Origin of the sequence: Neisseria sp. HMSC15G01, from assembly GCF_001808255.1 — a bacterium.
GTDB lineage: Bacteria > Pseudomonadota > Gammaproteobacteria > Burkholderiales > Neisseriaceae > Neisseria > Neisseria subflava_A.
Genome location: NZ_KV792692.1, coordinates 1 through 10,519 on the forward strand (window position 1 = coordinate 1; position 10,519 = coordinate 10,519).

The 10,519-nt window shown below is 51.5% G+C and carries 10 protein-coding genes; 5 read left to right on the top strand and 5 right to left on the bottom strand.

Going from position 1 to position 10,519, the window contains the following annotated elements; all coding sequences use genetic code 11:
• Positions 1 to 48 precede the first annotated feature (48 nt).
• The 3 genes from HMPREF3139_RS08490 to HMPREF3139_RS08500 form a co-directional block, all read right to left on the bottom strand.
• Entirely contained in the window at positions 49 to 576 is a 528-nt protein-coding gene (locus HMPREF3139_RS08490) for a single-stranded DNA-binding protein (RefSeq protein WP_070461586.1), read from the bottom strand.
• A 1-nt stretch (position 577) separates the two neighbouring features.
• A complete protein-coding gene (locus HMPREF3139_RS08495) occupies positions 578 to 1,960 on the bottom strand; it encodes an MFS transporter (protein ID WP_070461587.1) in 1,383 nt (460 codons plus the stop codon).
• A 200-nt stretch (positions 1,961 to 2,160) separates the two neighbouring features.
• A complete protein-coding gene (locus HMPREF3139_RS08500) occupies positions 2,161 to 2,784 on the bottom strand; it encodes a lytic transglycosylase domain-containing protein (protein WP_070461588.1) in 624 nt (207 codons plus the stop codon).
• A gap of 173 nt (positions 2,785 to 2,957) precedes the next feature.
• Between HMPREF3139_RS08500 and ppx the strand changes: the two genes are divergently transcribed.
• The 4 genes from ppx (at position 2,958) to HMPREF3139_RS08520 (ending at position 6,556) form a co-directional block, all read left to right on the top strand.
• On the top strand, positions 2,958 to 4,466 hold the full coding sequence (ppx, locus tag HMPREF3139_RS08505) for an exopolyphosphatase (RefSeq protein ID WP_070461589.1): 1,509 nt from the start codon (positions 2,958 to 2,960) through the stop codon (positions 4,464 to 4,466).
• Between the two features lie 87 nt (positions 4,467 to 4,553).
• Positions 4,554 to 4,925 carry a 30S ribosome-binding factor RbfA gene (gene rbfA / locus HMPREF3139_RS08510; protein WP_003685554.1) on the top strand — a complete coding sequence of 124 codons (372 nt, stop codon included), beginning with the start codon at positions 4,554 to 4,556 and terminating at the stop codon, positions 4,923 to 4,925.
• Between the two features lie 67 nt (positions 4,926 to 4,992).
• The gene (truB, locus tag HMPREF3139_RS08515; RefSeq protein WP_070461590.1) at positions 4,993 to 5,907 is read left to right on the top strand and encodes a tRNA pseudouridine(55) synthase TruB; all 915 of its coding nucleotides are present in this window, start codon (positions 4,993 to 4,995) and stop codon (positions 5,905 to 5,907) included.
• 22 nt (positions 5,908 to 5,929) lie between these two features.
• A complete protein-coding gene (locus tag HMPREF3139_RS08520; RefSeq protein WP_070461591.1) occupies positions 5,930 to 6,556 on the top strand; it encodes an NAD(P)H-hydrate epimerase in 627 nt (208 codons plus the stop codon).
• Positions 6,557 to 6,605: 49 nt separating this feature from the next.
• Here the strand turns inward: HMPREF3139_RS08520 and HMPREF3139_RS08525 are convergent, their stop codons facing one another.
• Positions 6,606 to 6,965, bottom strand: coding sequence for a CrcB family protein (locus HMPREF3139_RS08525; protein ID WP_070461592.1), 360 nt, complete (start codon positions 6,963 to 6,965; stop codon positions 6,606 to 6,608).
• A gap of 79 nt (positions 6,966 to 7,044) precedes the next feature.
• A complete protein-coding gene (locus HMPREF3139_RS08530) occupies positions 7,045 to 7,722 on the bottom strand; it encodes an energy-coupling factor ABC transporter permease (RefSeq protein WP_070461593.1) in 678 nt (225 codons plus the stop codon).
• Between the two features lie 354 nt (positions 7,723 to 8,076).
• Between HMPREF3139_RS08530 and HMPREF3139_RS08535 the strand changes: the two genes are divergently transcribed.
• The coding region (locus HMPREF3139_RS08535) for a DNA translocase FtsK (protein WP_283127016.1) at positions 8,077 to 10,519 on the top strand (2,443 nt) is incomplete at its 3' end.

Sequence of the window (10,519 nt, forward strand, 5' to 3'; positions counted from 1 at the left end):
GCCGTCTGAAAGTATATTTTTCAGACGGCCTTTTGTATTGCTCAATGATTAGAATGGAATATCGTCGTCGATATCATCAACCGGAGCAGTCGGTTGTGCCGGAGCAGGACGACGGGCTGGGGCGGCTGGGGGTTCTTGAGCCGGAGCAGATTGGTATTGCTGTTGTGGCGCTTGTTGGTAGCTGCTTTGGCTTGCATGACCGCCTTGGTTGTAGCCGTCATCGTATGGTGCGCCGCCGCTGTTGTCGTTGCGACCGCCAAGCATTTTCATTTCGTTGGCGATGATGTCGTAAGCAGTGCGCTCGATGCCGTCTTTGCCTTGGTATTTACGGCTTTGGATACGGCCTTCCAGATACACTTGGCTGCCTTTACGCAGGTATTGACCGGCGATTTCGGCGAGTTTGCGGTACATGGTGATGTTGTGCCATTCGGTACGTTCTACGCGTTGGCCGTTGCGGTCGTTCCAAGTTTCGCTGGTGGCAACGCTGAAGTTACAGACGGCTTCGCCGTTGGGCATATAGCGGACTTCTGGGTCGCGGCCTAGGCGGCCGATGAGGATAACTTTATTCAATGACATTTTACACTCCTGTGATAATTTTTTCGGCGGCCTCTTGGTCGAATCCTTTTTGCAAGGCCTTGATATAAATGGTTTGCTTGTCTGCGCTAAAGCTGATGCTTTCAACGCCTTCAATTTCGGTCAATTTTTGGTAGAGCAAATCCGGATTTTGTTGCCATTCGGCGTTAAGCGGATAGCTGAGGTTTTTGACAGGTTTAGGTGCCGGCGAAATGACTGCCAATACCAGCCACAGCAACATCAATACGCTACAAAAGGCAAATACGCCTACAAAACCGTATTTTTGGAACAATAAACCACCGGTTGCGCCGCCGACAAACAAGCCGACCGACTGCATGGTGTTATATACGCCCATCGCCGTACCTTTCAAATCAGACGGTGCGATTTTCGATACCATAGACGGCAGGCTGGCTTCCAATACATTGAAACCAATAAAATAAACAATCAGATAAGCGGTAATCAACCATACCGAGTGCATTCCAAACAGCAGACCAATTTGAGCCGCGGCAATGCAGATGATACCAAGGATAAACACTTGTTTGAGTTTGTTGCGCGTTTCACCAACGATAATCAGCGGCACCATAATAATCAGGCCGGTAATGGTTGACGGCAGATAGACTTGCCAGTGATGGATTTTTTCCAAACCCAACTGCGTCATGGCAAACGGCAATGCTGTAAATAAAGCCATTTGTGCCGCATGCAAGGCAAAAATACCGAAGTCGAGATTGAGCAGTTGGCGGTTTTTCAATACCTCGCCCATACGCGAAGGCTGCGCCTGCGTGTCTTCGTGCATTTTTGACACTTCCGGATCAGGCGTCATCCAGGCAACCACGCCGATACTGATTACAGTCAGAATACCGGTCAGCGCAAACAGGCCAGATACGCCGATAAAGCTGGCAATCATCGGGGCAAGCACCAGGCTGACGGAAAAGGTCAAGCCGATACTCAGGCCGATCATCGCCATCGCACGCGTCCGCACTTCGTTACGGGTCAAATCCGCCAGCAAAGCCGTTACCGCCGCACTGACGGCACCTGCGCCTTGAATGGCACGAGCGGCAACCAACATCTGCAGGCTGTCGGCAACTGCGGCCAAAAAACTACCCGCCGCAAACACAATCAGGCCGGCATAAATCACTTTTTTACGGCCGAACTTGTCGGAAGCCATGCCCAAAGGCAGCTGCAGCAAAGCCTGTGTCAGCCCGTAAATACCCATCGCCATACCGACCAATGCTTTATTATTTTCTGCGCCGGGCAACGAAGCGGCATACATCGCCAAAACAGGCAACACCAAAAACATCCCCAACATACGCAGTGCGTAAACGCCGGAAAGTGTGGTACTGGCACGCCACTCGTGCGGAAACATTTGAATGCGGTTATCTCTTGCCATAAATAATGTTTCAGACGGCCTTAAGTTTGCGAAAGGCCGTCTGAAAGTGTGAATTAACAGATTTTCTGATTATACAGGATTCAAAGGAATTGCATGGGGTCAAATCGCAAGCCGTTTATCGCAAACCTGCTTCATCGGTATAAAACGGTTTCAACAAAAAACAACATCACGCAACATCTGCCCTATCCCATTATCCCCAATCAACCCCACTGCCATCTATTTCGCCACGCGCCTAACACGGCATTTGGATATTTATTACTGCCCAAGCTGCCGTTAAACCTTGCCAAAGCGCGGACAACATTGCCTTTTTCGATATTGTTGTAATGGCGCAGAATGGTGCAGCCATAGCGCAGATTGGTGCGGATATCGAAAAGATTGTGCGACGGATTGCCGATATAGTTTTTCCAAAACGGCATCACCTGCATCAAACCGCGCGCGCCCACTCCGCTGATGGCATATTGGCGAAACGCGCTTTCCACTTCAATCAAACCCAGAATCACTTGAGTATTGAGTCCGGCGCGACTGCTTTCGTATTGAATATTGACCAACAAACGGCGGCGCTCGCCCTCATCGGGAATAAAGCGTGCCAATCGGGAAGACATCGCCGCCAACCAACGTTCCCCTTCCCTCGAATCGGCAAACACCAGCCGCGCAGGGCTGGCACTATTAATCGAACTGCGCATCACGGAAGCCACATCATCGGCCAGCGTTTCTTCACGTTGCGCCCCCGCCCATGCGGTCGTAGGCGTCAAAAGCATGGCTCCGCCGACTTGCAACATACGGCGGCGCGATAAAAATAAGGAATCTTGGTTTTCCGATTTCATGTATTTTCTCTTTTTAGGCCGTCTGAAAAGTTCAGACGGCCTTTGATATATTGGCTTAAAATCAGCATTATAAAATACATCTATGAGCAGAATCAAAGAGCTGTATTCCTTTTATTGTCAAGTGATACCGCCTCAAGTAACATTTAGGTTTTTCTAATCAAGCGGTATTTTTTATGACCACCACTCCCGCCAACGTTTTAGCCTCCGTCGACTTGGGTTCCAACAGTTTCCGCCTGCAAATTTGCGAAAACAACAACGGCCAGCTGAAAGTCATCGACTCGTTCAAACAAATGGTTCGCTTTGCCGCCGGCTTGGACGAACAAAAAAACCTGAGCGAAGCCTCTCAAGAACAAGCATTGGAATGCTTGGCAAAATTTGGCGAACGCCTGCGCGGATTCCAACCTGAAAACGTGCGCGTGGTGGCTACCAATACTTTCCGCGTCGCCAAAAACATCGCCCAATTCCTGCCTCGTGCCGAAGCGGCGTTGGGTTTCCCCATCGAAGTGATCGCCGGCCGTGAAGAAGCGCGTCTGATTTACACCGGCGTAGTGCATACCCTGCCGCCCAAAGGCGACAAAATGCTGGTTATCGACATTGGCGGCGGCTCGACCGAATTTGTCATTGGCTCGGATTTGCAACCGCTGACCACAGAAAGCCTGCCTTTGGGCTGCGTAACGTACAGCATGCGCTTCTTCCAAAACAAAGTGACCGCCAAAGATTTCCAAGCCGCCGTTTCCGCCGCGCGTATTGAAATCCAACGCATCAGCAAAATGATGAAGCGTACCGGTTGGGATTTCGCCATCGGCACGTCCGGTTCGGCAAAATCCATACGCGACGTTTTGGCAGCCGAATTGCCGCAAGAAGCCGACATTACTGCCCAAGGTATGCGTTATCTTGCCGATAGGATTATCGAAGCGGGTTCGGTTAAAAAAGCCAAATTTGAAAACCTCAAACCCGAACGTGTCGAAGTTTTTGCGGGCGGATTGGCCGTGATGATGGCCGCTTTTGAAGAACTCTCGCTGACCAAAATGACCGTTACCGAAGCCGCCCTCCGCGACGGCGTATTCTACGACTTAATCGGCCGCAGCCTCAATGTCGACATGCGCGAACAGACAACGGCAGAGTTCCAAAAACGCTACCACGTCAGCCTCAACCAAGCCAAACGCGTTGCCGATACCGCGCAAGCCTTCATGAACAGCCTGTGCCACGCCAAAAACGTAACCGTTCAAGAGCTTGCCCTGTGGAACCAATACCTCAGCCGCGCAGGCCGTCTGCATGAAATCGGTTTGGATATTGCCCATACCGGTTATCACAAACACTCCGCCTATATTCTCGAAAACGCCGATATGCCGGGCTTCTCACGCAAAGAGCAAACCATTTTGGCGCAACTGGTTATCGGCCATCGCGGTGACCTCAAGAAAATGGCGGACATTATTGGCAACAACGAAATCATGTGGTGTGCCGTATTGTCCCTACGTCTGGCCGCCCTCTTCTGCCGTTCGCGCCTGCCGCTTGATTTGCCGCCGCAAACCCAGCTTCGCGTCGATGAAAACAACCACAGCTTCATCTTGCGCATCAATGCCCAATGGCTGGAGCAACACCCCCTCATCGCCGATGCGTTGGACTATGAAAGCGCACAATGGCAAAAAATCGATATGCCTTTCTCGGTTCAAGCACAATAAACCGCGCTCCGTTATAATAGGCAGCTGTTCAAAATCCAAACTGCAGGCCGTCTGAAAACGACAGCCTGCCATACATTAAGGAAAACCATGAGAAAACCCCAACGCGGCTACGCCCGCCAAGACCGTGTCAAAGAACAAATCATGCGCGAACTTGCCGAACTCGTCCGCACCGGCCTGAAAGATCCGCGCGCAGGCTTCATCACCATCAACGAAGTCGAAGTCACCCGCGATTACAGCCACGCAACCGTGTTCTACACCGTCCTCGACGACAGCACACGCGACATTACCGAAGAAGCTTTGGAACACGCCAAAGGCCATTTGCGCAGCGAATTGGCCAAACGCATCAAACTCTTCAAAACGCCCGAGCTGCACTTCAAATACGACGAATCACTCGAACGCGGCATGAGCATTTCCAGCCTGATCGACCAAGTGGCGGCGGAAAAACCGGTTGAAGACTGATTGATTAAAACACACAGGCCGTCTGAACCCTTTCAGACGGCCTGAACATTAATATTCCCTAATTAATATGACCAATAAACCCACCAAACGCCCGGTCAACGGCGTTCTTCTCCTCGACAAACCTGAAGGCCTTTCCAGCAACACCGCCCTGCAAAAAGCGCGGCGCTTGTTCCATGCCGAAAAAGCCGGACATACCGGCGTACTCGATCCTTTGGCCACAGGGCTTTTGCCTGTTTGCTTCGGTGAAGCGACCAAGTTCGCCCAATACCTGATTGATGCCGACAAAGCCTATACGGCCACGCTGAAACTGGGCGAAGCCAGCAGCACAGGCGATGCCGAAGGCGAAATCGTTGCCACCGCACGCGCCGATATTTCATTGTCCGAATTTCAGACGGCCTGCCAAGCCTTAACGGGCGATATCCGCCAAGTGCCGCCGATGTTTTCCGCCCTCAAGCACGAAGGCAAACCGCTATACGAATACGCACGCAAAGGCATCGTTATCGAACGCAAAGCGCGCGACATTACCATTTACTCCATTGATATTACTGAGTTTAATGCACCCAAAGCCGTGATAGACGTACGTTGCAGCAAGGGTACTTACATCCGCACCCTCAGCGAAGATATCGCCAAACACATCGGCACATTCGCCCACCTGACCGCCCTGCGCCGTACCGAAACTGCAGGCTTTTCCATTGCCCAAAGCCACACGCTCGAAGCCTTGGCAGAATTGGACGAAGCCGAACGCAATGCCCTACTGCTGCCTTGCGATGTTTTGGTGCAACATTTCCCCAAACTTGAGCTAAACGACTACGCCGTTACCATGCTCAAACACGGCCAACGTCCCCAGTTCACCGAAAACATTTCCACCGATCAGCCCATCCGTGTATACAGCCGAGACGGCACATTTATCGGGCTGGTGGAATATCAAAAAGAAATAGGCCGTCTGAAAGCCTTGCGCCTGATGAATACCGCCGACCAATAACTTCCTGCAAAGAGAGCCGATCATGAAAGTCTATACCGCCGCCCAAATGCGCGAACGCGAACAAGCAGCCGTCGATAAAGGCACGAGCTTCGACCAACTGATGGAAAACGCCGGCAGCTCTGCCGCCCGAGACCTCATGCAGCGTCATCCCCAAGCCGGACGCGCCCTGATCGTTTGCGGCAAAGGCAACAACGGTGGCGACGGCCTAGTCATGGCAAGATATATGCAGGCGCAAGGTTGGCACATCGATATTCTGTTTTCACTCGGAGAAAACCTCTCCCTCTTGGCTCAAACCAATCGGGAACGCCTCAACGGTTTGCCCCATATTGAATTGATATCCGCACAAGAACTGGAAGGCCGTCTGAAAAACGGTTACGACATCATTATCGAAGGCATATTCGGCACAGGCTTCAGCGGCGCCCTTCCAACCGAAATCGCCGCCCTCTGCCGCCAACTCAATCATTCAGACGGCCTGAAAGTCGCCCTCGATATTCCCACCGGCCTCAACTGCGACACCGCCGAAGCCGATCCCGACACATTCCGCGCAGACCTGACCTACACCTTTGCCGCCTACAAACCGGCGCATTTAAGCGAGTCCGGCAAAACCTATTGCCAAGAAACCGTCTGTTTACCTATTGGCATTGATTGAATACCTATAAAAAATAACAGGGTGCAATTTTGCACCCTGTGACTTTTGCTTACTTCCAAATCTGCGCCAATTTGATCCCCAGCGCCGTCAAACCAAACGAACCGAAAACATGCAGACAGGTTGCCATCAAAGCCATGCCCCAACGTTGCGCCTGCATCAAACCCACCATCTCCACTGAAAAACCTGAAAATGTGGTCAAGCTGCCGAGAAATCCGGTAATCCAAAGCAAACGCCATTGCGGATCGGTTAAGAGTTCTGCCAATACGCCGATCAGCAGCGCGCCCAGCCAGTTTGCCGCCAATGTACCAATAGAAAAAGGCGTAGAAGACACCAGCACCAAGCCAAACAGCCAACGCAATACAGCCCCGACAGCGGCACCGCAAACAATGGGAAAAATATAAGCAAACATAACACGTTAAAAATTCAATTCAAAAACAGGCCATCCGGTCATGAGGCCGTCTGAAACCAAACAAGAATGCCTTCATATCTTATTGCCAAATCTTAGGCGCAGATTTCAAATACCTGCCGTCATCAAAAGTACAAATCCATTGCGGCTTGAGCGCAATAAAAATGGCTGTTGAAATACCGCTCAAAAATGCCTCTGCCCAAGCGATTAAGAAGAAAACAGGAAAAGCGGTTTTCCATAATACCGTCGTATCAAACACATCCGCCCAGTCCAACAAACCGACCAAAACCACGCCGGTAAACACCATACCGACCGCCGCGGCCCAAAAACCATTCAGAAAAATAAAGATAAAGATATTGGCAGGCAAACGCGACACCCAATGGCGGAAACCCAAGTTCACCAACAAAGGCGGAAGCAATACGGACAAGACATTGATGGGGAACATATGCCAATCGCCCCAAAGCCACAAATATGGAAAAAACAGTAAAACGCCAAGGCAGAACGCGGCAGATGTGCCCAGCATTAAAGCCGTCAGGTTTAAAGCAAGCAGATGATAGCTCATGCCGGCCAGTTGTCCGCTTTCCGGGGAGGCATTCAAACTCCAAGCCAGCGGCAACATCACGGCAGCCACCAAGAATGCGGAACGATGCTGCGATACCGACACCCATGCCTGCTTTGCACACAAAGCAAAAATCACCAGCAACACAGGCCATGCCGCCATCACGACACCAACGGGAAACCATCCGTTTTGAAAAATCATCATCTCATCCGCAAAATGTTCAGACGGCCTATTATACGCGTCTCAAGCCATAGCTTTGACAATCCTGTTTGCCTTTGCCGTTAAAGCTTGTTTCGGCTGGTTTTGTTTACCCGAAAAAAGCGTTAGAATAACGAACTTTGCCGTTTAATTAAGGGGATGGACGCATGCTTTGGACAATATTGGCTTTAATTCTGCTGGCTGTCATAGCCGGCTTGTTCTGGTGGCGCCAGAAACAAGAGCAAAAGTGGCGCCAAGAATTGGCCCGACTCAGTGGCGACGAACAAGAAATAAACGAAGAAGACAGCTCGGTCGGGTTTTTCCGACCAACTGGACAGCCTGAAACGTTTGTTCAGCATGAACAAGCGCACTGCCGACAACCATAAAATCGCACGCATCCGCCTGCTTTCCGCGCTCGAACACAATAAAATGCAACGCGCCGAAACAAACGAAGAGCACGCAGCAGAACCTTTTGCCGAAGAGCCGGAACACATCGCAGCTACCGAAGAAGAAATCAAAGTTGCGCCTAAAACCCGCAAATCTGCCAAACCGGAACGTATGCCTAAAATCACGCCGTTTGCACAGATGGAAACGCCCGAATACAGCCCGTCTTTGGTGCAAAACAGCAATTTTGAAGAAATCACATTAGAAGAAGCCACTCGTTCCCTGCATGAAGCTGCGGTTGAGGAATGGAATGAGCATTTGGCCGAAAAAAATGCGCCGATTTACAAAGACGAAGTTGAAACCCCATTGTTGCGCGCTTCATCCCTGCCGATGACCGGCATGGAAATCATCGACTACAACGACCCTATCTTGCGCCGCACACGCGAGCGTGCCTTGGCGCGCGCCAATAATGTCCGCGTGGCAGAAGCCAATGCGCCGCATATCGAAACCGTTCAGACGGCCTTAAGAACTGCCGAAAAAGAAGCCATCCTCCCCTATACTTCCATGCAGGCATTCCCTTCTGAAATCCAAGCGGAAGATATTCACGACAATCTTGCCCGCCGCACCGCTGCCCGCCACAAACTGGCTGCGGCCGTCGCCCCATTGCGCGACTACTCTCCGCGCACCATCGAAAATGACGAAATTCTGGCCAACTTGGGACAAATCAGCCGTCCTGCCAGCCTGCGCCGTCAAGTTCGCCATACCGAAGCGGCCGCCGAAAGATGGGCGCGTAAACAAGCTGCCACGGAAGCTGTTGCACCACGACCTGCCGCACCAGCAACACTGTCCCGTCCGAAACCGGCTGCGCCTGTTAAAAAATCCCCTTATATCTCCCGACCTGCCGCACCAAACGCAACCGTAGTTGAGCCCCCTGCCGTTCCGGTTGTCCCTATGGCTAAAACCGATATTCCCGAACCGCCTGTTTTCCAAACCTCGATTGCGCCAATTGATATCCCCGAGCCGCCTACTTTTGAACATAAAATCCAAGTACCGATTTTTGATGCACAAGTCAATGCACATGTCAGCAATCAGCCTGAACGCAGCATCCGCGATTATTTAATCAGCGAATCTGCTGTCGAAGAAGTGGAATTCGATGGTGAGCCGGAAGCTCCTGTACAACCGGAAGAAGAAGCTATTCAAACGGTTGAAACCATTGAACCCATTGAATCTGTTGAAACAATCGCAAGGCCGTCTGAATATACACAGACAGTCGTTGAAACGCCTGTGCAAACCGTAGAACCAAGCGTTCAAGAGAGTACGCAAAGCATAGCGATTCCAACTTCGGCAACACTTACCGAGGCACACCTGCCGACTACCGCTCTGCTTCTGCCGCCGCAGTTTGACCCAAGCGCCTCGCAAACTGAAGAACAGTTGCTGGAAAACAGCATTACCATCGAAGAAAAACTGGCCGAGTTCAAAGTTAAAGTCAAAGTGATGGACTCCTATTCCGGCCCGGTCATTACGCGTTATGAGATTGAGCCTGATGTCGGTGTACGCGGCAGTGCCGTTTTGAACCTTGAAAAAGACTTGGCGCGCTCGCTTGGCGTGGCTTCCATCCGCGTGGTGGAAACCATCCCAGGCAAAACCTGCATGGGCTTGGAATTGCCTAATCCGAAACGCCAAATGATCCGCCTGAGCGAAATCTTCAATTCGCCTGCATTTACCGAGTCCAAATCCAAACTGACCCTCGCACTCGGCCAAGACATCACCGGCCAGCCTGTCGTCACCGACTTGGCCAAAGCGCCGCATCTGCTGGTTGCCGGTACGACCGGTTCGGGTAAATCCGTGGGTGTGAATGCCATGATTCTGTCCATGCTCTTCAAAGCAACGCCTGAAGACGTGCGCATGATTATGATTGACCCGAAAATGCTGGAATTAAGCATTTACGACGGCATTCCGCACCTGCTCGCCCCTGTCGTAACCGATATGAAGCTGGCCGCAAACGCACTGAACTGGTGCGTCAACGAAATGGAAAAACGCTACCGCCTGATGAGCTTTATGGGCGTGCGCAACCTTGCCGGCTTCAACCAAAAAATTGCCGAAGCCGCCGCTCGTGGCGAAAAAATCGGCAGCCCGTTCAGCCTCACGCCTGAAGACCCTGAGCCATTGGAAAAACTGCCGTTTATCGTAGTCATCGTAGATGAATTTGCCGACCTGATGATGACCGCCGGTAAGAAAATTGAAGAACTGATTGCCCGCCTCGCCCAAAAAGCACGTGCAGCCGGCATCCATTTGATTCTTGCCACTCAACGCCCAAGCGTGGATGTCATTACCGGCCTGATTAAAGCTAATATTCCGACACGCATTGCCTTCCAAGTGTCCAGCAAAATCGACAGCCGCACGATTCTTGACCAAA

What these genes read in the sequence shown, in the direction of transcription:
- HMPREF3139_RS08500 (WP_070461588.1), bottom strand. Translation starts at nt 2,784, where the DNA reads ATGAAATCGGAAAACCAAGATTCCTTATTTTTATCGCGCCGCCGTATG.
- HMPREF3139_RS08520 (WP_070461591.1), top strand. Translation starts at nt 5,930, where the DNA reads ATGAAAGTCTATACCGCCGCCCAAATGCGCGAACGCGAACAAGCAGCC.
- HMPREF3139_RS08495 (WP_070461587.1), bottom strand. Translation starts at nt 1,960, where the DNA reads ATGGCAAGAGATAACCGCATTCAAATGTTTCCGCACGAGTGGCGTGCC.
- HMPREF3139_RS08530 (WP_070461593.1), bottom strand. Translation starts at nt 7,722, where the DNA reads ATGATTTTTCAAAACGGATGGTTTCCCGTTGGTGTCGTGATGGCGGCA.
- HMPREF3139_RS08490 (WP_070461586.1), bottom strand. Translation starts at nt 576, where the DNA reads ATGTCATTGAATAAAGTTATCCTCATCGGCCGCCTAGGCCGCGACCCA.
- HMPREF3139_RS08525 (WP_070461592.1), bottom strand. Translation starts at nt 6,965, where the DNA reads ATGTTTGCTTATATTTTTCCCATTGTTTGCGGTGCCGCTGTCGGGGCT.
- rbfA (WP_003685554.1), top strand. Translation starts at nt 4,554, where the DNA reads ATGAGAAAACCCCAACGCGGCTACGCCCGCCAAGACCGTGTCAAAGAA.
- truB (WP_070461590.1), top strand. Translation starts at nt 4,993, where the DNA reads ATGACCAATAAACCCACCAAACGCCCGGTCAACGGCGTTCTTCTCCTC.
- ppx (WP_070461589.1), top strand. Translation starts at nt 2,958, where the DNA reads ATGACCACCACTCCCGCCAACGTTTTAGCCTCCGTCGACTTGGGTTCC.